The organism is Xanthocytophaga flava (assembly GCF_030068545.1).
GTDB classification, from domain to species: domain Bacteria; phylum Bacteroidota; class Bacteroidia; order Cytophagales; family 172606-1; genus Xanthocytophaga; species Xanthocytophaga flava.
Genome location: NZ_JASJOR010000016.1, coordinates 1 through 21,984, shown reverse-complemented (window position 1 = coordinate 21,984; position 21,984 = coordinate 1). Strand labels below are relative to the sequence as shown.

General features: G+C 38.5%; 13 protein-coding genes. 5 read left to right on the top strand and 8 right to left on the bottom strand.

What is annotated here, in order from left to right; genetic code table 11:
• Positions 1-2: 2 nt before the first annotated feature.
• The 3 genes from QNI15_RS21940 to QNI15_RS21930 all read left to right on the top strand — a co-directional run bounded on the left by QNI15_RS21940 (position 3) and on the right by QNI15_RS21930 (position 3,923).
• The gene (locus QNI15_RS21940; RefSeq protein ID WP_314033525.1) at positions 3-884 is read left to right on the top strand and encodes an amidohydrolase family protein; all 882 of its coding nucleotides are present in this window, start codon (positions 3-5) and stop codon (positions 882-884) included.
• A 233-nt stretch (positions 885-1,117) separates the two neighbouring features.
• Entirely contained in the window at positions 1,118-3,046 is a 1,929-nt protein-coding gene (gene dxs / locus QNI15_RS21935; RefSeq protein ID WP_314033523.1) for a 1-deoxy-D-xylulose-5-phosphate synthase, read from the top strand.
• A 91-nt stretch (positions 3,047-3,137) separates the two neighbouring features.
• The gene (locus QNI15_RS21930) at positions 3,138-3,923 is read left to right on the top strand and encodes an alpha/beta fold hydrolase (RefSeq protein WP_314033521.1); all 786 of its coding nucleotides are present in this window, start codon (positions 3,138-3,140) and stop codon (positions 3,921-3,923) included.
• A 7-nt stretch (positions 3,924-3,930) separates the two neighbouring features.
• On the opposite strand, the gene QNI15_RS21925 is transcribed toward QNI15_RS21930, so the two are convergent.
• From QNI15_RS21925 to QNI15_RS21895, 7 genes are all read right to left on the bottom strand, one after another.
• Positions 3,931-4,665, bottom strand: coding sequence for a YqjF family protein (locus tag QNI15_RS21925; RefSeq protein ID WP_313991506.1), 735 nt, complete (start codon positions 4,663-4,665; stop codon positions 3,931-3,933).
• A gap of 17 nt (positions 4,666-4,682) precedes the next feature.
• Positions 4,683-5,057: a hypothetical protein gene (locus QNI15_RS21920; RefSeq protein WP_313991509.1), complete on the bottom strand. Its 375-nt coding sequence runs from the start codon at positions 5,055-5,057 to the stop codon at positions 4,683-4,685.
• Between the two features lie 12 nt (positions 5,058-5,069).
• Positions 5,070-6,410 (bottom strand): D-alanyl-D-alanine carboxypeptidase/D-alanyl-D-alanine-endopeptidase, encoded by a 1,341-nt coding sequence (locus QNI15_RS21915; protein WP_314033519.1) that lies wholly within the window; start codon positions 6,408-6,410, stop codon positions 5,070-5,072.
• 96 nt (positions 6,411-6,506) lie between these two features.
• Positions 6,507-7,616 (bottom strand): hybrid sensor histidine kinase/response regulator, encoded by a 1,110-nt coding sequence (locus QNI15_RS21910; protein ID WP_314033517.1) that lies wholly within the window; start codon positions 7,614-7,616, stop codon positions 6,507-6,509.
• Between the two features lie 104 nt (positions 7,617-7,720).
• On the bottom strand, positions 7,721-9,907 hold the full coding sequence (locus QNI15_RS21905; RefSeq protein WP_314033515.1) for a sensor histidine kinase: 2,187 nt from the start codon (positions 9,905-9,907) through the stop codon (positions 7,721-7,723).
• A gap of 174 nt (positions 9,908-10,081) precedes the next feature.
• Entirely contained in the window at positions 10,082-10,879 is a 798-nt protein-coding gene (locus QNI15_RS21900) for a hypothetical protein (RefSeq protein ID WP_313991520.1), read from the bottom strand.
• Positions 10,880-10,889: 10 nt separating this feature from the next.
• Positions 10,890-13,232 (bottom strand): Rv1355c family protein, encoded by a 2,343-nt coding sequence (locus tag QNI15_RS21895; protein ID WP_314033513.1) that lies wholly within the window; start codon positions 13,230-13,232, stop codon positions 10,890-10,892.
• Between the two features lie 190 nt (positions 13,233-13,422).
• On the opposite strand from QNI15_RS21895, the gene QNI15_RS21890 reads away from it, so the two are divergent.
• Positions 13,423-13,893 carry a response regulator gene (locus QNI15_RS21890; protein ID WP_313979767.1) on the top strand — a complete coding sequence of 157 codons (471 nt, stop codon included), beginning with the start codon at positions 13,423-13,425 and terminating at the stop codon, positions 13,891-13,893.
• Between the two features lie 176 nt (positions 13,894-14,069).
• Entirely contained in the window at positions 14,070-16,055 is a 1,986-nt protein-coding gene (locus tag QNI15_RS21885; protein WP_314033511.1) for a DUF3352 domain-containing protein, read from the top strand.
• A 908-nt stretch (positions 16,056-16,963) separates the two neighbouring features.
• On the opposite strand, the gene QNI15_RS21880 is transcribed toward QNI15_RS21885, so the two are convergent.
• A partial coding sequence (locus QNI15_RS21880; protein WP_314033509.1) for an Ig-like domain-containing protein occupies positions 16,964-21,984 on the bottom strand: 5,021 nt, incomplete at its 5' end.

The following is a 21,984-nucleotide window of genomic DNA, read 5'->3' as shown; positions in this document are numbered from 1 at the left end:
TTATGTATTATTGGGAGTTGTATGATCAATACACTCCCAATAGTTATATCATGAAAATTGACGCACATCAGCATTTCTGGTTATATACTCCTGAAGAATTTGGCTGGATCAGTGATGATATGGCCACCATCCGACGCAACTTCATGCCTGAAGACCTGCAACCGGAATTACAGAAAATGCAATTTGATGGCTGTGTAGCAGTACAAGCCTCACAGACACTGGATGAAAATTATTTTTTACTAGGTCTTTCAGAAGACTACTCCTTCATCAAAGGCGTAGTAGGTTGGGTAGATCTTCAGTCTGATACTGTGTCAGACTCACTTTCCGAATTCGCTTCTCAATCTAAGTTTGTAGGTGTCAGACATGTTGTGCAGGGAGAAAGTGACCCTGAATTTATGCTGCGCCCAGCTTTCATGAATGGAATCGAGCAACTAGCACAACATAATCTCACCTATGATATCCTGATCTATCATCATCAATTGCCTATGGCGATCCGATTTGTTGAGAAGTTTCCTGATCAACCTATGGTACTTGACCATATTGCCAAACCCGATATCAAGAATGGACAAGGCTTTGACAACTGGCGCAAAAACATACTACAATTAGGTTCTCATTCCAATGTTTATTGTAAGCTATCTGGTATGGTAACCGAAGCCAACTGGCAAATCTGGACTCCTCAGGATTTTCGTAAGTATCTTGATACAGTACTTGAGGCATTTACCCCACAGCGTCTGATGATAGGTTCAGACTGGCCTGTATGTCTGGTAGCCTCTCCGTATGAAAAAACAATACAGCTTGTTATAGACTATATTCAGTCACTTTCACAACAGGAACAAAACCAGATATTAGGTGGTACATCTGCTCAATTTTATGGTTTAGAATAGACGACGATTTTATTTATGTTGGCATTGAAGTTCCTAAGTATTGGCATTCAATTACTTCATCGAAGAATTTATACTCTTTAACGAAGAATTTATTTGGGTTATTTGTAAATCTTTTATCGTTCTGAAACATTTACTTACCTTTACCAGTTATTATTAAAGAGGTTATTGTTTTGTAAAAGATTTATTGTTCTACGCTTGGCCGATCATCAACAACATTTATCCTTCTTTCTGAAATGTTAATACAACCCGGTAAACTACTAGCACAAATCGAAACACCGGATGATTTGCGCAAATTAGATCCTTCTGAACTTTATCAGGTGTGTACTGAATTACGTCAATACATTATCGATACAGTTTCTGTTTACGGTGGACATTTCGGAGCCAGTCTCGGAGTAGTCGAACTGACAGTGGCTCTTCACTATGTTTTTAATACGCCTTATGATCAGTTGGTATGGGATGTAGGACATCAGGCATATGGACATAAAATATTAACTGGCAGACGCAAGGTATTTCATACAAACCGAATGTATGGCGGGATATCGGGTTTCCCAAAACGTAAAGAAAGCCCCTATGATACCTTTGGTGTAGGTCACTCATCTACTTCTATATCCGCTGCATTAGGAATGGCCGTAGCCTCAGCCTATAAAAATGAGAAAGACCGCCAGCATGTCGCTATCATTGGAGATGGCTCCATGACAGCTGGGATGGCTTTTGAGGCGATGAACCATGCCGGTGTATCCGATACAAATCTTCTAATTGTGCTCAATGACAACTGCATGGCTATTGATCCCAATGTAGGAGCACTCAAAGATTACCTGACAGATATTACAACTTCCCGTCTATACAACAAAGCAAAAGACGAAGTCTGGAATACCTTAGGCAAGATCAGCAAATTTGGTAAGAACGCCCAGGAAATTGTTTCCAAGATTGAGAATGCAATCAAAGCAGCCTTATTACAACAAAGCAATCTTTTCGAATCACTGAATCTACGTTATTTCGGTCCTATTGATGGACATGATATAGATCATCTGGTAAGCGTGATGCAGGACTTGCGGGATATACCTGGCCCTAAGATACTTCACTGTGTTACTGTAAAAGGGAAAGGATATGCTCCTGCTGAGAAAGAACAAACTAAATGGCATGCACCAGGTCTGTTTGACAAGGTAACAGGGGAGATCCGTAAGAAAGTATATGATAAACCGCAACCACCTAAATATCAGGATGTATTTGGCAATACTATACTAGAACTGGCAGAGCAGAATGATAAGATCTATGGTATTACACCTGCTATGCCTTCTGGATCATCTTTGAATATTATGATGAAGGCAATGCCTCATCGTGCGATTGATGTGGGTATTGCAGAACAGCATGCAGTAACTTTTTCTGCTGGTTTAGCCACTCAGGGTCTGATACCTTTCTGCAACATTTATTCTTCCTTTATGCAGCGGGCATACGATCAGGTCATCCATGATGCAGCCATTCAGGAGCTTCCTGTTATCTTTTGCCTTGATCGTGCAGGATTTGCAGGTGCTGATGGCCCTACGCATCATGGAGCATACGATATTGCTTATATGCGTTGTATTCCGAACATGATTGTATTTTCTCCTATGAATGAACAGGAGTTACGTAACATTATGTATACAGTACAACTTCCTGACTTCAAAAACCATAAGTCGTCTATAACAATCCGTTATCCAAGAGGTGAAGGTGTTATGGCTGACTGGAAAACTCCTTTTGAGAAAATGGAAATTGGGAAGGGTCGTAAAATACAGGATGGAGAGGAAGTTGCCATAGTAACTATCGGGCACATTGGAAATTATATAGCCAAAGTCACTGAGTTACTGGCAGAGGAAGGAATTAAACCTGCCCATTATGACATGCGTTTCGCCAAACCACTGGATGAGGTTATGTTACATGAGATTTTCTCAAACTATAGCAAGGTAATTACAGTAGAAGATGGTTGCCTAATGGGCGGATTTGGCAGTGCAGTACTAGAGTTTATGGCAGACCATGATTACCATGCTCAATTGAAACGTCTGGGTATACCTGATAGAGTAGTAGAACATGGAGAACAGATAGAACTCCATCGGGAATGTGGCTTTGATCCGGAAGGTATAGCCAAAGCCGTAAAAGCCATGATTGCGCTGGAACTAAAAATCTGATAATCTACTTTTCTGGAATACTATTTTTATATAATATACTCCCACAGATTCACTGTGGGAGTTTTTATTTATATATCATTTTTCTATCTCTATGGCAAGCCTCAGTTATTCTATTCACGGTCAGGGAGCACCTGTAGTATTTCTGCATGGATTCTGCGAAAGCAAGGAAATCTGGCAGGAATTTCTTGCTCCTCTTGAAAACAACTTTCAGAGCATTGTAATTGACATGCCCGGTTTTGGAAAAAGTACCTCCAATACAAACTATCAGAGCATTGATACTATGGCAGAAGAAGTACAGCTGCTGTTACAGGAATTATCTATACCTAAAAGTATTATAATTGCTCATTCACTGGGAGGATATGTTGCCCTTGCATTGGCTGAAAAGTATCCGGAATCAATAGCAGGTTTGGGACTATTTCATTCAACTGCCTATCCGGATACAGAAGAAAAGAAACAGGGACGTAACAAAACAGCTGAAGCAATCAGACAGAATGGAATGCCAGAATTTCTTGAAAACTTTATTCCTGGATTATTCTATAAGGAACGACAGACAGAATTACAGGAAACTATTACTGCCGTCTATAAAATAACCAGCCATACACCTGCACCAACTGCGATTGCTGCCACCCTGGCAATGAGAGATCGGCCAGACCGAACGCATGTGTTGCGTAATTCCAAGTATCCTGTACTATTTATTGCTGGTAAAAATGACAATGCTGTTGTCTTTGAATCAGCCAGGGAGCAATTTTATCTTCCGGATCACTCTATTGTCCAGGCACTTTCCGATACTGCTCATATGGGTATGTTTGAAAAACCAGAAGAAACAAGAGCAATGGTAAAATCCTTTGTTGAGATTTGTCAAGCTCTTCAAAAATAATTCTCAGCTACACTGACTGAGAGTATAGCTTATCAAACTCAGTCAGTGTAAGAGCACCGAATACCTTCACAGCAGATCCTTCTGCAAATACTTTATAAGTTGGTTGAGTATGCTCAAGAAACTCCCATTTTTTTCCATAAAGCTTTCCAAATTCTATTCTTAATTCAAAGTTTTCAAAGGGATAAATACGCCAAACCGGGTGTTCTACCTTATAACACTTAGTTTTGCCAGAATGAGCCGTACCAAATCCCCAGGTATGTTCTTTAAAGTAATGTTCCGTTGTTGTCTCTTCTGGTGTAAAAAGTGAGTTGGTTCCCGTTGCTTGAATGTCAAATATTTGCCCTCTATACTTAAATTGATGATGAGATGCCACCTCATCATTGTTTTTTAGTAATGATGAGGTCATAGGTGTTGCCAGATAGGGTTCATTGTAGATGCGGTTTGCTACCAATGCAATACAATGTTTTGGAACAAACTCCCGAATAAATACAACTCCTACATGACCTTTGTATCGTACATAAAAACGAAGGTTGATTTCAGGAAAGTTTACATGAAACGGAATAGATATTCCTTTGACTCGTGTATTCAAAAAATCAAAGGCAACTAGACTTACATGTGCTTTTCCATTTAAAGCAGTATCTATCTCTATGCCTTTTGGTAGATATTCTTCCAGTAAAGATGGCTCAACCTCATAGGTCAGATTAATCAGGTGCTTCCATTCAGCCGTAAGAAATACATTCATGGTAATGAATTCCAGTTTTATTCTTTTAACCCTATAAGTTCAATCACATCACACTCAGCTACTCGACGTCTACCTTCCATAAAATAACCATGGCTACCTACCTGTAATCGTTCTTTATGGTAAGGTATAGTTATTGGATTAATGATCCACATACGGGCTATGCCTTCCTTGTATACTTCACCTTCTACAATCACCTTCTGATCACGATCCTCAAATTCAGGCCAGATCATAAAGATATCAGATCTGGTGTGTAACTCACTTTCATACCAGAAGTCAAAACGTATTCCCTGTATAGGTAAACGCAATCTTCCACCTTCTTCCTGGCTATAAAATTGATAAGTAACTCTAAAGTCAGGCTTGCGCTTTAGTATCTCCTCATAAGGTCGAAACATAGTATAAACGTATCAATATTTATCACGTGCCAGCTTGAGTACTTTCTCCATTTCTTCTTTGATAGGCGCAGAAGATCCCGTATAGTTATTGTGCATAAAACTGAATAAAAGCACCTTCCGTTTCTTAGTTACAATGTAACCACTCAAACAATGCACATTACTTAGACTACCTGTTTTGGCAAACACATAAGGAGTATCACCTTTATAAAAGTTTTTGATTGTACCTGATTGTCCACCGGCAGGTAGAATGCTAAAAAGGCGATCCTGAGGTATGGTAGCTTGAATTTTCTGTAACAATCGAACAATCGACCGAGGAGTAAACAAATTGTAACGAGAAAGTCCCGAACCATCTACCCATACAGGAGCATCTGGCAAATCATTCAGAAGCTTATGTGTCGAATAAGCAATAATACTGTCTGAAGATAGGGTATCTGAAAACTGAGAGGCACAAATCAATAATAGTTGCTCAGCAATAAAGTTATCACTCTCCTGCATAAGTTTCTTATACAAAGAGTCTGCACGTACACTATATAAGGTTTGTCCTGCTTTAACTGGTTTGCGATTTACTAAGTTTAAAGCCTTATGTAGTGTGTCAGATAGTATTTCTGTCAGGAGTTGTTCCGAATAGCGGAAAGGCATATCATGTACAATTTCCTTTTGAAACAGGGAAGGATCAAATGTAAACAGGTTGCTCACCGGATCTCGCTGAAAAATGTAGCTTGAAGGAGGCAATAATCTCTGTAATAAAGGTTTCTCTACAAAGTAGCTTTTAAAAAAAGCAGGCTGTGCAGACCAGGCCGAAACAGATGTAGCCTTTAACCGCACAATATTACCATATATAGGCATAGGGGCTCTTTCTGCAGAATAATAATCGTTGTAATCATCCCATCCCCAGCCGGGGCCAAAACCTGTAACTTTAACCGGAGTTGCTACATAAAACAGTTTTTCAGATCGACTCCGTAAGAATTCATATACACGACTTTGTTTAGTTCTTCCTGGTAATGTAATCAGATCCGGATGAAGTAAAGATGGATCTCCCGTTCCCCAGAAAAATAAAGAATCATGACTTACTCCATACTTCAAACCAGGAATTGAGTCACCCAGTATCTTCAGAGAGGTATAAAATGTAAATAATTTGGTATTAGATGCAGGAGTAAAATATTTGTCACTGTTTTGTTCATAGACGACCTTCTGCTTTTCAGGATTATATAACATAAATCCAGTGAAATGCTTACTGAATACATCTGATTGGTGGAAAGTACGACGAATCTGTTGAGAACGGCACCCAACAGATAGAATAATGATACAAACCAGAAGGTAAATGGTGGGAAAATCTGAAATTCGGTTTTTCAAGGAAATAAATAAAAAGGTGATGTAAGTCTTTACATCACCCAAAATACAGAATATGCTGTTTCTGTAAAATAATATCTCAAAAAAGCTTTGTTAGATTTAATTTCTATTGGGAAGTACTACCGTAAATGCAGTTCCTTCACCTTCTTTTGATGCCACACTGATTTGCCCATGCATTTTCTCAATGGCTTCTTTTACAATATATAATCCCATACCTGAACCTGCACTTACTTCCGTTGCCCGGAAAAACATTTTGTAAATATCTTTTATGTATTCATCTGGTATACCAATCCCATTATCCCGAATATGAATTACAGCGATCCCATCTGCAGTTCTTACATGAATATTGATCTTCTTATCAGAGGCTTTCTTTTTCTGGTACTTTATCGCATTGGATACCAGATTATTAAAAATGACCCTCATACGAAAATCATCATTGATAAAGGTGGTTGATTGTTGTACTGAAATATCAAAATCAATCTCTGAGATATTCTGATAATACTGAAATGAATCTATTGTTTCCTGAATCAGGCTGTCAAAGTTTATTTCTACCAGATTTTCCTGATACCGAATGTTTTTATAATAATCAATGATGTTCTGAATAAACGTTTCCAGTTGTTTTACACTCCGTTCGATAAGAGAGAGATAATGAGCAGCCTCATGTTCTTCACCTTCCATACGTGCCACCTGTACAATACCCATAATAGATGCTAGCGGAGCTTTGAGATCATGTGAAGCACTATATACAAACCTATTCAGTTCCTCATTAGCCCGCATCAGGTCAGCATTCATTTTGGCTAATTCCTCATTTTTCCTTTTAAGTGCCTGTCGTGTAAAGTATATCTCGTATGCGTTCTCAATGGTTAACCGAAGATCATCTTCTTCCCAGGGCTTTTTAATATACCGAAATACCTGTCCCCTGTTAATGGCGTCAATAACTGATTCTATGTTTGTATAACCAGTGAGAAGTATTCGTACAGGCTCAGGGTCTTCTTCCAATAGTTTCTCAAAAAATTCGACACCACTCATCTCCGGCATTCGTTGATCTGCAATCACTACATGAAATGAAGACTTTCTGGTTTGTTCCAGTGCGTCTTTGCCTGAAAGAGAAGTAACAATATCATAATCCAGACGAAAGCTCGCTCTGAACATATTCAGGTTATTCAATTCATCATCAACATATAGTATCCGGATTTTTTCTTTATCCATTTTACCAGGTGAATTCTAAAAGTAGTTAAGGTGTTTGTTGAATTTTATAAGAAAGAAGCTGTGATATTCTATCAATAAAAAGCAAAATTAGTTTTTATTCTTCATCAGGCAACTATTGCTAGTTCCTGAGCTATTGTGACAGGAATACAAACAATAAATTCCGTTCCGATTCCCTCTGTAGACTTAACCTCAATAGTTCCTTTGTGCGCCTCAATAATGCCAAAAGCTATAGACAATCCCAGTCCGGTTCCTTCTCCAACGCCTTTTGTCGAAAAAAATGGTTCAAATATCTTATTCATTACACTCTCAGACATACCAACGCCATTATCTGCAATACTAATACAAACCATGTTATCTTTTTTCCATGTTTTTATTGTTAACACTCCCATTTTGGTAACACTATTAAGCGCTTTAATAGCCTGAACAGCATTCGTTAACACATTCATAAATACCTGGTTTAACTTGCCGGGATAACACTCAATTTCAGGAAGCTCTGTATAGTCTTTTTGTACATGGATATTTTCTTTCAGTGAATGGCTTAACAACAGCAGGGTGGCATCTAGTCCTTCATGGATATTTACATAACGACGATCTTCATCATCCAGACGGGAAAAATTACGCAAGCCAAGAACAATAGACGCAGTACGAGAAGCACCTTCTTCTACACCTTTTAATAATAATTCTATCTCTTCTCTCAAATAATCTACATCCAGCCGTTTTTTCATTGCCTCTATTTCCATCTTTTCCAGTTCGTTCTCCATAGATTTCAGTGAACTCTCATATTTATCCAACAACATCCACAGATAACCAACATCACGTCGCAGGGGTTTTACACTGGCACTTACAAAGTTGATCGGATTATTAATTTCATGGGCAATTCCAGCAGTCAACTGGCCTAGAGAAGCCATCTTTTCCGATTGGAATAACTGAGCCTGGGTATTTCTTAAGTTGGTTAAAGTAGCCTGTAACTCTTCCGTGGATTCTTCAAGCTCCTGGGTTCGTTCACGCACTTTGGCTTCCAGTCGCAGATTCTCTTCCTGAATAAGCTTTTCATTGGTTAGTAAGACCTCCATCATCTTCTTCTGAGATCTTTCCTTTTCTTTCTTCAACTTATTTATCCGATCAGCGAGAGCAAAGGATAGAAGAATCATCTCAACGGCAGATCCAATAAGCATGATGTTATTGGTAAAATTATTAAACGGAATAACCCCAAAATCTTTTAATACAAAGATGCATACACCAATCAGGAAGATAGACCAGGCAAGCAAAAAGAAACCTGCTGTACGGCTCTTTTTATGGTATATACGATAGGCAACAAATAGAATATAACTGGCTGCAGCAAATGCATTGAACTGAAGGAGGAAATAGCTTTCAATCTGAAAGTCAAATGCAGAAAGAACAATAATGACTATGTATACAGCAATTGGTATTATGAATCCTTTGTTCAGATTTGGCGTAAATTTAGATGCTCTCAAAAAATGAGATCCAAAAACAGTTCCTATAATTCCAGCTAAGGCACTCAAAATCACAATAGCATGAGTAGAGACCCACGGAAGATCTGACCACAGAAACCGATACGTATAGCCTTGAAATGTTGCTTGTGTAAGACCTACAACAAAAATATTCAAAATATAAAGTAAATAACTGCGTCCCCGAATGGCCAGAAATAAAAATCCATTGTAAAAGAACATAGCCAGAAGCAAACCAACATACAGACTTATGTATATATCTTCCTTACTGCTTACATCAGCAATAGCCTGTGTTGATCCTACCCATAGAGGAACTTCCAGCTGACCGTTGGATTTTAAAGCCAGCAAAAAAGTACCGGTTTTTCCTTTGGGAATTTCTACATTAAAAAGAAAATGTTGATTCTTGACCAGACGATTGCGGATAGGATATAAGATTCCGGTCTCTTCTACAGTCATTTTATTATCTGAAAGGATAGAATAAAAGGTAACATCCTCTATAGTAGGTTGTGCCAGCTTTATTACCAATCGATCCTGTTCTGTGTGATTTGTGAGTTGAAATTTAATCCAGAATGTAGAATTTGATATTCCCAGGTTAGGGACGGAGCCGGTAGTATGTGTAAATTTTTGATCTGGATAGGATAGAACTTCCTTCGCAGAAATCTTTCCGGAAGGATCTTCCAGTATGGATAGTCCATTCCACAAAGGCTCCAATGTAGTCTCATCTGTATAGGTAAATACTCTGCTTTGTCCATATCCATCATGAACACAAAACAAAATTACTCCTATTAACAGATACCAGAAACCGTAAAAATTCTTTTTCATTTAAGACTTTTTTTATCACTAAAATATGAGTCGGATTTTTCCTAAATGAAAAGATAGTGATTAGATACTAAAGATGGCTTTGAGGTAAATTAGTATCCCAATAACTGTGTGTAAGGTTTTAGAATAAAATAGTATTATTTTAAATAACTTGTTTGTTTTTTTGCTACAGATCTATTAATTCAATAAGGCATCTGACTTATTAACTTCCACTGTGCCGGATATTAAAAGATCATAATCAATCTGAACTTCACCCTTCGAACCTTGTTCCAGGCAGGTTTGGCCAGGTCTTATACGTAACTCCTGAATTCGGGTTCTGTCATACTCTGTAGCTGTTTCAATAGTATATATATCCGGAATGCGAAATACCCTTCCCAAATAATTGATGCCCGGATAAATAAAAGCACCATTATCACCTACCCCGCTTTCCAATTGAAACCCTACCCGACGACCCAGCTCTATGGTATATTCCGAGCAAAAAGTAAAGAGTGACTTCAAACCTATCTGATTGGTAATAGCAATCAAAGACCTAACCAGAAGTATACTTAAACCAGAGCCTGCTATTTGTCTTGCATTCCAAAGACCACATAACTCCCCTGTATGCCCCAATGGATAGGAATAAAGAACATCCTTCAATCTAGCATCCTGGTCTCCAACTGCTTTCTCCATCGGAAGTATATCTATTCCATCTGTTATGTGCAACCTTCCACCACCTACGATGGTACCGTCTTCTTTTTCTGCAACAACAACATATACAGATGCACTGTCCTTCCATTCGGAACTGTTAGACGAAATACTGGTGATACCATAATCAGCCAGAACACGTATATGTCCCTCCATAAATCCCAGACAGGCAATTTCATCATCAATTGCACGAAAAGCCCTGATTTTTAACATAGTGCTCAGTATTTTATCTCTGCTCAATGAATAAATAATACCTCCTTCAGTGTCTGTAAACACATGGGAAGGAGGCATTGTTTTTTATTTATGACCTAACTATTACTTCTTTTGGCGAGTTAGCCCACACTACGGTTTTCTCAACAGGCAACCGGAGTGATCGTACTTTTGGGGGATTTGCGATCGCTAATCTAAAAAGAAATACAGGTCTTTGAGAATCTTTTATGACAAATAGCTGATTAAATTTCGTATGGAGAGCTTTAAGTTCACTTCTCATGAACTCTGGTAACAAATGTGCATTGTGATGATAATAGTTAAACAGATAGAGGGGTGCCATTACAGGTTGAACAGCCAAACCCATTGCATTTGCCATTAACCAAACACGTTGAATAGCTTGGCCTGCATGTAATAAGCTAGTATTATCGCTTCCACTCAAAGTAACCAGACCTACAGCAGACGAGTTAAGGATTAGTTTTTTACTAAACCTTTCCAATCCCTTTCCCTTCTGCCAAGTTCGCAGCATCGAGATTACTTCAGGACTTTTTGCAAGTCGAAGGCCAAGAATATCAGATGAAGAAAGATCAAATGTACTTAAATCCAATCCGTCTTCAGATAGTTTTCCAGTAGCATCAGGCCAGCGAAGTTCATGCTGAAAAAATTCCCGATGTCCTTCAGGATGTAGAAAACGTAATCTTTCACAGGCCGTAATTATGCTGGCAACATTTGTTAGTTCTGTTTCCTGATTCAGTATATGGAGAGAGCTCTCAGTGTTATTTTGCAGTACATTATGTAGTTCAGAAAACTTCTCTTGTGATAAGACTGTACGGGAGCCGTTATTGCGGTTAGTAACCCGGGTAGTGATATGCTCTGTTAAAAATCCATCCAGTGGAGTAGAAGGCTCTGAAGAAATAGCATCACTTGCTATAAAAGAGATAACAGCAACAAGGGTTGAATTTTGTTTCTTCGGAAAGTGAGATAGTTGAACATCATATCCCTTTTGTCTTGTTTTCAGAATCAGGTTTTCCAATGCTGCTCCCAAGCCTACATAAGCAAACACATTGTCAACATCCCAGAAGGAATAAGATCGGGATTGTTCCAGAAACAAAAACAGACGATTGTGTCTGTACAACCATTTCCAGGGTTGATTGTTGCCAGAAGAAGGAGCCAGATTGGCAGCCGTAAGCAACTCCAGGATTACAGATTCACTTAATTGCAGACTAGTAGGCTTTAAAGTAATTGTATCTGCCAAACGAATCATTTCCTCAGAAGAAAGAGGAGCTACAGGAGCAACCCATATGTTGTCAGTCTTATGTTCAGTAGTATTTCTAACTAATTCTTCCAGATCTACATAATATCGGCCAGACTCGTTGTATTCATTTAGCATTATACGGCGGGATACATCTGCGGTAAGCCCTCCCCCAAAAGTAACAGCAGAAGCCAGTTGAGGCCATGTGGTAATACTTTGTCCTACTTCCAGAGCAGAGGCTTTAAGACGGGTTGAAAGAGTTTCAAATCCCACTATTGGCAACATATAGGGCAGTTTCTCCTCGCTTGTTTTCAATATCTTGGCCTTCTGTGGGTCCAGATGATCAATTAGTCCATGTAAAATTGGTCGATTAGGTTCCAGATCAAATCGTTCTACATCCAATAATCCCCGATCACTTGCTTCCATTACAATTGGAATACCTAATTCTCTTGCCTTATATCTGCATAAAATCTTTATATCAATTCCATCACATTCCTCAACCAATAGATCCAGCTTACCTCCTTTTGTAAAGAAGTCATCCATATTTTCTTCTGTTAACCCATCTGCATAACAAACTACATTCAGAAAAGGATCTATCTCCAGAATTTCACGTGCTACTGAAATTACTTTGGGTAATCCCAGATTATGAACACCGGTACGAATACGATTAAGGTTAGTAAGTTCCAACAGATCAAAATCAGCTAGTCTTACTTCCCCAAATAAACGCTCCATCGCCATAGTTACCGAAACAGACTGTCCAACAGATAATCCAACAACACCTATTTTCCGGGTAGAAAGAAATTTTTGTTCTTCTGGAGTAATCTTATAATGATTACGACTTGTTCGCAGAAAAATAAACTCCTCTTTATCAACTATATGAACAAGCCTTGCTGACCAGGGATAATAGACCCATACACCATAGGAATAAATATCTGTAGTACCCAAATGTGCATCTACTGCTTCATGCAACGTTTCTTTAGTAAACAACGTACTGGGATTCAAAGATTTGATCAGCTCTTCCAGTTGGTTTTTCAACTCATCAAAAACACGAATATGCGGGTTTTCTGCTAAAAGTTTTTTTAATTGCAGTTCATCCTCAACATTTGACAAATAAAAGAATCGAGGTTGAAACACCTGTTTTTGAGCACTATTTTCGGAAAGTCTGCTCTGTAGAAGTTCATGCATAAGACGGTAATTAAAGATTTACGTTGTGGTCTGCTCTTACAAAAAATATGGAGTTAATTCTTTTACTGAAAAAAGCATTGAAAATAATAAAATTATCAGCTTTACCCTCAAAAATTAGAAAAATTATACTACAACTTTCCACTTTTGCTTATTATTTTTTTATCTTCTACCTGCACATACATTCACAATTATGAATACAGAACATGCATCCATCCGAGTCTTATATATTGAAGATGAGCCTCATAACCGTAGTTTATTTGAAGCTACCTTCCAGAACGAATTTTCTGTTATTACGGCTCCTTCTGCGGCAAAAGGTTTGGAAATTTTAAAAGAAGATACTATTCATGTTTTGATTACAGACCAACGAATGCCGGAGATGACTGGAATAGAATTTCTATCATCTATTGTAGAGACCTTTCCTGATCCTGTACGCATACTTCTTACTGGTTATACGGAACTATCATCTGTAGTAGAGGCTGTAAATCAAGGACATATATTCTATTTTGCTACCAAGCCCTGGGATGCAGACAATCTGAAAACAATCATTTTAAAAGCCTATGAACACTATCAGAAACAACATGAAGACAAAGAAGTAATAGAAAAGCTAACCAAAATTAATGAAGGGCTGGAATTCCATCTCCGACAAAAACTAATATCGTAGGAAGTTTCTTTATTTATTAATGGCGGATAAAATCCTCTATATGTTATTGATAGGGTTTATCTGCCATTTTTTATGAAGTCTTGGACTGTTTTCTGGTGCTTTTTTGTATTAACTTTCGATGAAAAATCATTTTTGCTTTTCGTCAAACCACCCTGAAACCTATTGTCTGATTCTGTATGAAAAAACTTCTCTGGCTCTTCCTTATCCTTCTGACAGGGGGAGGGCTTTTTGCGGCTTACCAATATTATCTTTCACCCCCTGAAAACTTCCAGGCTATTTATCTTGTCCCAAAAAATGCTATCTACATTATTGAAACCAGTGAGCCTATTAAAAGCTGGCAGAAATTAAGTAGTAGTAAGGCCTGGAAGTTCCTGCAAACACAATCCTATTTTGGAGAGCTAACATCTGGAGCCAATGCGCTTGACTCAATGATCAATGATAACAAAGAATTATTTGATCAGTTTGGCTCCAGACATGTATTAATTTCTGCTCATAATTATAAGAGGACAGACTACGACTTCCTTTTTATTGTGGATCTAGAAAAGGCGGGTAAGCTCAAATTTCTACAGGATTATCTTACGAATCTCAATGGACAGGCAGGCTATAGAGTGTCCCAACGCCCATACAATGGCATTACCATTACTGAACTATACGATAAACAAAGCAGACAAACACTATATCTGGCATTTATTTCAAACCTGCTGGTATGTTCTTATACCAACAGCCTTGTAGAAGCGTCTATTGACCAGCGCGAAGAACCTGTTATTGGCCGGGATATCCGTTTCATAGAGATTGACAAGCAAATAGACAACGACGGAATGTTCAAAATGTATATGCAATATAGCTATCTGGATGACTATATGCGCTGTTATCTGTCAGAGCCTAACGAATATGTAAATAGCCTCAGCAAAATGCTTGCTTATACCGCTACCACCATTGACATGGACGGTGAGGAATGGATTTCCATGAAGGGAGCTACCAATATCAACGATTCTGTTAGTTCATATATGAAAGCAATGCTCGAATCAGGTCGTGGGAAACTGGCCGCACAGAAGGTTATTCCTCAAAGAACAGCTTTCTATATGAGTATAGCAGTAAAGAACTTTTCAGAATTTCATAATCGTTTTGAAAAGGTGATGCAGGAAAATAGTGAAGCGGAATACAAAGAATACCAGAGCAACGTAAACAAAGTAGAAGGATTTCTGAAAATTAGCCTGAAAGAAAATTTCATCAACTGGATGGGAGAGGAGGTATGCTTTGTACAAATGCAGCCTCAGGGTCTTGGAAGAGCCAACGAGTTTGCTGCAGTAATACAGGCAGATGACATTGAAGAAGCCAAACGACAAATGGAATTTATTGGCAAACAGATTCGGAAAAGAACTCCTGTGAAAATTCGGGAAGTGGATTATAAGGGATATCCTATCCACTATATGGCCGTAAAAGGTTTCTTCAAACCGATTCTGGGTAAACTATTTCAGAAGCTGGATAAACCGTATTTTACGTTTATAGATGATTATGTGGTATTTAGTAATCATCCCCAAACAATCAAAAGCTTTATTGACGATTATGAAGCAAAACAAACACTGGCTGAACAGGAAGCCTACAAAACGTTTGTAGATAAGTTTGAAAGTTCTTCCAATATATTTGTTTATATTCAAACTCCGGTACTGCACAACAACCTCAAAGGCTTTGTATCAGCAGAGACATGGAAAGACGCAGAAAAGAACAAAAAATATATTGTAGCTTTCCCTGAAGTTGGCTTCCAGCTAACAGGTGAGGAGACTTTATTTGATACCCGCTTTATTGTTCGCTATCAGGAGCCATCAGAGGTACCGGAACCTGTACTGACAGTGTCAACAGATTCTACTCTGGTTGTATCAGATTCTACACAGGTAGAGGATGAGGAAGAAGATGTGTATATTGAGGACCTAAGTACTGAAAAATATACAGAGAACTATCCAGATGGAAAGAAGAAACTAGAGGTGAGCATGAAAGATGGTTTCCGGGACGGTTCATACCGGGAATATCATGCCAATGGTGAGATTAAAATAAAAGGCCGCTACAAAGCTGATCAAAAAGATGGTACCTGGAAATACTATGATGAATCTGGGAAGTTGGTAAATCGCAAGAAATACGATAACGGAAAAGAGATCTCACAATAACTTCGCAAGTTTGTAATAAGTCTTTACTGAAAATAATTTCTAAAAAGTAGAATCTCAATCCCCTAAGATCCTACTTTTTAGAATTATGAAATCATTTACTTTCTTACATACTATCTCTACTTAGACTCCACTCCAGAAAACACAAACTATTGTAAGATTTGATTTCAATAGCAGAGATTATTTCTGCTTTACAAACTCAGGGATGCTATTGCTCTTGTATACCCCTGCTTTTGTAGGACGGTTAGATGCGCAAGACATAATTACACAAGCAGCTAACAAAGTGAAGATCAGTTTCATAGCCAGATATTTTATCGATTAACAATTTATTTCGTTTATTAAAATTACTACTTCCCTCTTCCAACATCAATAGACTGCAAGAATCCTCAAAAGATAGTAATTATACAGAGGAGAATCTGGCGAAAATCTCACTTAAGACACTTCTCGGTAGTCTTTCTACTATAGCGTCACTCTATCATTTTAGCCGTGGTCAGTAGAATCTCGACTCAGGCTAAAATCTTCTTTCGTTATACTTAGTTTGTCTTACTTTACTACAAAAAAACAACTCAGTTTGGAATGAGTTTTGGGCTTAATCACAACTTTCGCCACTATTCAAATACTGTTCAAGTCTATAAGAAAAGAATTGAAGATGTGTTGATCAAAATAAAAATGGAACAGAAATAGAATGACTCTTTCTTTTGACTGGAGTTCTGTTCGCTTTTAGAAATATTCGAATTCTGTTCACTTTTACCTTTGATCGGAAATATGGTCAAAATTGTTGATGACTGGAACTACAGTCAGATTGTGGAAATATTCGAACTTTAATTATTTTCCTAGAATATCTGAAAATAAAAAAGCCTGCTATGCAAATTGCATAAACAGGCTCTTCAACGGGGTTTCACAAAAGTATCTTATCGGGTCACTACCAGTTTCTTTGATAAACGACCTTCTTTGGTTTTTACATATACAATATACATTCCTTTTGCGAGATTAGCTACATCAATACGAACTGTATTTTCGCCAGCCTGTACAGATTGTGTGATTTGAATAACCTGCTGAGTTGTCATATTGGTTAGAGCTATTATTGCATTCTGATCTTCATTGACACTGAATTGCACATTCACTTCGCTATCCGCAGGATTAGGGTACAAAGTCAATCCAGCATCTGTTATAGATGGACTTTCAAACTCCGCTTCTGTTGGAACATATGGTGATAATCTTGAACCTGCTATTGGCAGTTCTTGTATTCCTCCTGGTATTTGCCAGCCTACAGCCAGATTGTCATTTCCTTCACCAGCCTTATGTATGGCTTCAATATAGTATTTTTTGCCTTTAATCAATGTAATAGCAGCAGAACGTTGAGTAGCGGACTTACCCCATTCTCTTGGATTGGTGGCCTCGCTTACATACGCAATCTGAGTTTTGGTAGCAGGACTTTCATCTGAACTTAACCAAAGCTCTGCCTCAGCATCACCAGCAATCCAGAAAGTATATGTACCACTTACAGGTGGACAAATATATCCTCTAATTCGGCTGCGATAGTTATCTCCTACATTGGATGGCGCTTCAAAAAGAGTTAGTTGTGAGCTGTTGTCTGGTTTCTTATAAGCAGGAACCATTTCAGAAATATTCACCGCTATATTATTCCATTCTTCACGTAGAATATACCCTGTTGCGGAGCAAGTAGTTGGGACGGCGTTATCATCTGACACAGTCCATACCTCGATGCCCGATACATTGGCATATCCCCCTGATGTTTTTACATTGATAGTATTATCTTTAATCGTTTCACGGAACGGTCCAAGACGTTTCCATGTACCAGCACTTCCGCTTGTATAATTTGATTGTACAGTCTTACCTTCCAAATAAACACTATAGATTTGCATAGCATCCTCTTCCCATACATACAGATACACATCATAAGTAGCATTCGGTACAGAGGTAAGAGCCACATTCACGTTACGTCCTGTAATAGAACTATGAATCATTGAGGTACGATTCTCATCCGTTGCAGGGCTTAAAGCAATAGAAGTTTTTTCCATAGATGTACCACTGTACGTATAATTTGCAGCATTAGAGCCACCCCATTCATGTCCATCAATAGTTAAACCAGGTCCATTAAGGTTAATAGCCCGATAAAATCTTGTTTCAGGTTCTGGTTCTCCAGGTGTACTTTTTTCTTTGACAACTACTGTCACTACAGCAGAAGTGGTGGAAGCGCCATTATCGTCATAAGCTAAAGCTGTTAAAGCATAGGTCCCCTTTTGTACATCTTTCCAGGTAATAGTGTAAGGAGCTTTCATTGTTTCACCAATCTTGGTCGTACCTGCATAAAACTCTACCTTAATTACCTGTCCATCATTATCTGTAGCAGTAGCTGTTACTGTAATGGATTCTCCTGCTGTGAAGGTTTGGTTGTTAGAAGGAGCCGTAATTGCAATTACTGGAGGCTGATTAACGGGGGCAGCTTTCACAACAATAGTTACAGGAGAAGACGTTGAGATACCACCTCTATTATCAATTGCTTTTGCTGTCAATGCGTAAGTACCAATTACCAGACTGCTCCAGTTAAAAGCATAAGGTGCAGAAGTAGCTTCACCTATTTTAATATTATTAGCATAGAATTCTACTTTGGCAATTGAACCATCATTATCCCTTGCAGTTGCTGTGATAGGTGCTGTGCCTCCTTCCGTAAAGGTTGCATTATTGGATGGGGAAGTAATTGATACGACTGGAAGCGTATTTGTAGTACTACTAGTAGCATTAATAACTATTGTTACAGGTGCAGATGTAGTTACCGCGCCTTTGTTATCTGTTGCCTTGGCAGTCAGTGTATAGGTTCCTTCTTTTAAGGTAGTAGCAGTATTCCAGGGACTGGTACTTTTTTCTGTAATTTTTGAGTCGTTTACAAAAAACTCTACCTTCTGAATAGTTCCATCAACATCTTTGGCATCCGTCATAATAGTAATATTTTGCCCTGTTGTATAGACACTATTTGCAGCTGGAGTAGTGATTCGGATAGTTGGAGCATTATTAGAAGGAGTTGGCGTTTCTACTACAGAAGCTTTTACTGTAATAACGACAGGAGTCGATGTAGTAGTAGCACCGCTATTGTCAGTAGCTTTCGCTGTTACTGAATAAGTGCCCAAACTAACTGCATTCCAATTGATAGAATAAGGAGCATTTGTTGATTCTCCTATTTTACTATTATTAGCATAGAACTCTACCTTGGCAATACTTCCGTCACTATCACTTGCATTGGTAGTAATGGTTACTGTATTTCCACTTATAAAAGACGTATTAGTAGCAGGACTTTTAATCACTACCACTGGAGGTTGATTCACAGTGGCTATCTTGATAACAATTGATACAACAGCAGAAGTAGTCACCCCTCCTTTATCATCAGTAGCCTTTGCTGTTAGTGCATATGTTCCAGCCGCAGAAGGAGTCCAGTTTAGTGTATAGGGCGCTATTGTTGATTCACCGATCTTTGTTGAGCCTGCATAAAATTCAATTTTACTTACTTTTCCATCTGCATCTGATGTACTAGTATTAATAGTAATAGCATTCCCTAATATATAGGTTGAATTCATTGCAGGAGAAGTAATTGCAATAGATGGTGCCTGATTTGGCGCTGTAACTGTAACATTAACTGCTGAAGAAGTAGTTACTCCACCTGCATTATCAATAGCTTTTGCCGTGATAGCATACGAACCTGCTGTGGTAGCTTTCCAACTGAAAGAATACGGAGAACTTGCTTTTTCTCCAACTTTTGTAGAGCCCACGTAAAATTCCACTTTAGCAATACTTCCATCTGCATCTGTAGCAGTAGCTGTCAGATTGATAGAACTTCCTGTCGGATAAGAAGCATTAGTGGTTGGTGCAGTCAGGGTTATACTTGGTAGTTGATTGGCGGGAGCAGTTATGGTTACATTTACAACTGAGGAAGTTGAAGCCCCACTTTGATTGTCGATAGCTTTTGCAGTCAAGGCATAAGAACCTATTGCTGAAGGAATCCAACTAATAGAATAGGGAGCAGAAGTAGTTTCTCCTATTTTAGCAGAGCCTACATAAAATTCTACCTTAGCAATGCTTCCATCACTATCACTTGCTAAAGCTATAATAGAGACAGCATTTCTAACTACAAAAGCAGTATTGTTAGCAGGCGATGTAATTGACACTACAGGTACTTGATTAGGAGTAGGCCTTGGAACTGTAACCTTTGTAGCTACATTGATGTTAACTACAGCAGAAGTATTACTACCGCCTTTATTATCTATGGCTTTAGCTGTTAAGGCATATGCACCTGCCGAAAGATTAGCCCAGCTAAAACTCCAGGGAGCAGAAGCTGCTTCTCCAATTTTAGTTTCATTAGCATAAAACTCTACCTTAACCAAGGTACCATCACTATCAGTTACATTAGTAGTAATAGAAAGAGTAGTTCCTTCAGTAAGGTCTGTACCACTGGCAGGACTTGTAATAGAAATAACAGGAAGTTGGTTTGGCTTAGTACCTACATTAACTGTAATTGCCTGTGATATTGCAGAGGCATTTTCATTATCAATAGCCTTAGCGGTAACCGAATAGGTGCCTTTTGTGATATTTGTCCAATTAACAGAATAAGGAGATGTTGTTGACTCACCTATTTTAGTAGAACCTGCATAAAACTCTACCTTGGTAATTGAACCATCACTATCACTTGCTGAAGCAACAAATGTAAGACTTTCACCTTCTGTCAGAGAAACAGCCGATGTGGGAGAAGAGATTGCGACTACAGGTGTTTGATTTGGCTTAGGTTCAACTCCTATGGCCTTAACTATAACATTAACAGGAGCAGAAGTAGTTACACTTCCTTTATCATCTGTAGCTTTTACTGTTAATGTATACGTACCATTTGTTACATTACTCCATGATAGAGAATAAGGAGAGGTAGTAGTTTCCCCTATTTTCGTTGTACCCGCGAAAAATTCTATTTTAGTAATACTTCCATCACTATCTGTAGCAACAGCTGTTATCGTAATCACATCTCCTTCTGTAGAAGTTGAGTTATTTGATGGGGAATTAATTGCAATTACAGGAGGCTGATTAGTAACTACGGCATTGATAATAATATTTACAGATGAAGAAGTTGTGATTCCCCCTTTATCGTCCGTAGCTTTTACTGTTAGCGCATAGTTTCCAGCTGCAGAAGGAGTCCAGTCGATTGTATAGGGTGCTGTTGTTGATTCACCAATCTTTGTTGAGCCTGCATAGAACTCTACTTTTGCAATAGAGCCATCAGAATCACTTGCATTAACAGCAATACTTACAACCTCTCCTACTGTTAAAGAAGTATTTGCACCAGGAGAAGAAATTGCAACTACTGGATTCTCATTAACTGCAGTGATCGTAATATTGACTGTAGTGGAAGTAGTAACACCACCTGCATTATCCGTTGCTTTTGCCGTGATGGCATACGAACCAGCTGTAGTTGCATTCCAACTAAAAGAATACGGAGAACTTATTTTCTCTCCAACTTTTGTTGAACCTGCATAAAATTCCACTTTAGCAATACTTCCATCTGCATCTGTAGCAGTAGCTGTAAAATCAATGTTACTTCCAATTGGATAAGAAGCATTCACTATTGGAGTTGTCAGGGTTACGCTTGGTGGTTGATTACTTACTATTGTTCCAGATTCATATGCCCCAATATCTGGTCCGTTTCCACTATAACTCATCGCCAATGGGGCTGTTGGTAAATTACTTGTACCCGCATCTATCAAATTACTCCCTTCTGTAGTTGATAAATAGGGTAAAGGCAAACTTCCAGAACGTAACAAAGCAGGTGTAGTCTGGGTGTTGTTACTTACTGTCGCTCCGGATGGAATCGCTGCAAAGGGCTCACTGTGATGGTTGTTGGTTAACTGCAACCCCTGTGGTTGAGCAGTGCCTC

Excerpts from the sequence above, each read along its gene's own strand:
- QNI15_RS21940 (WP_314033525.1), top strand. The coding sequence starts at position 3 with ATGTATTATTGGGAGTTGTATGATCAATACACTCCCAATAGTTATATC.
- dxs (WP_314033523.1), top strand. The coding sequence starts at position 1,118 with ATGTTAATACAACCCGGTAAACTACTAGCACAAATCGAAACACCGGAT.
- QNI15_RS21930 (WP_314033521.1), top strand. The coding sequence starts at position 3,138 with ATGGCAAGCCTCAGTTATTCTATTCACGGTCAGGGAGCACCTGTAGTA.
- QNI15_RS21925 (WP_313991506.1), bottom strand. The coding sequence starts at position 4,665 with ATGAATGTATTTCTTACGGCTGAATGGAAGCACCTGATTAATCTGACC.
- QNI15_RS21920 (WP_313991509.1), bottom strand. The coding sequence starts at position 5,057 with ATGTTTCGACCTTATGAGGAGATACTAAAGCGCAAGCCTGACTTTAGA.
- QNI15_RS21910 (WP_314033517.1), bottom strand. The coding sequence starts at position 7,616 with ATGGATAAAGAAAAAATCCGGATACTATATGTTGATGATGAATTGAAT.
- QNI15_RS21905 (WP_314033515.1), bottom strand. The coding sequence starts at position 9,907 with ATGAAAAAGAATTTTTACGGTTTCTGGTATCTGTTAATAGGAGTAATT.
- QNI15_RS21900 (WP_313991520.1), bottom strand. The coding sequence starts at position 10,879 with ATGCCTCCTTCCCATGTGTTTACAGACACTGAAGGAGGTATTATTTAT.
- QNI15_RS21895 (WP_314033513.1), bottom strand. The coding sequence starts at position 13,232 with ATGCATGAACTTCTACAGAGCAGACTTTCCGAAAATAGTGCTCAAAAA.
- QNI15_RS21890 (WP_313979767.1), top strand. The coding sequence starts at position 13,423 with ATGAATACAGAACATGCATCCATCCGAGTCTTATATATTGAAGATGAG.
- QNI15_RS21885 (WP_314033511.1), top strand. The coding sequence starts at position 14,070 with ATGAAAAAACTTCTCTGGCTCTTCCTTATCCTTCTGACAGGGGGAGGG.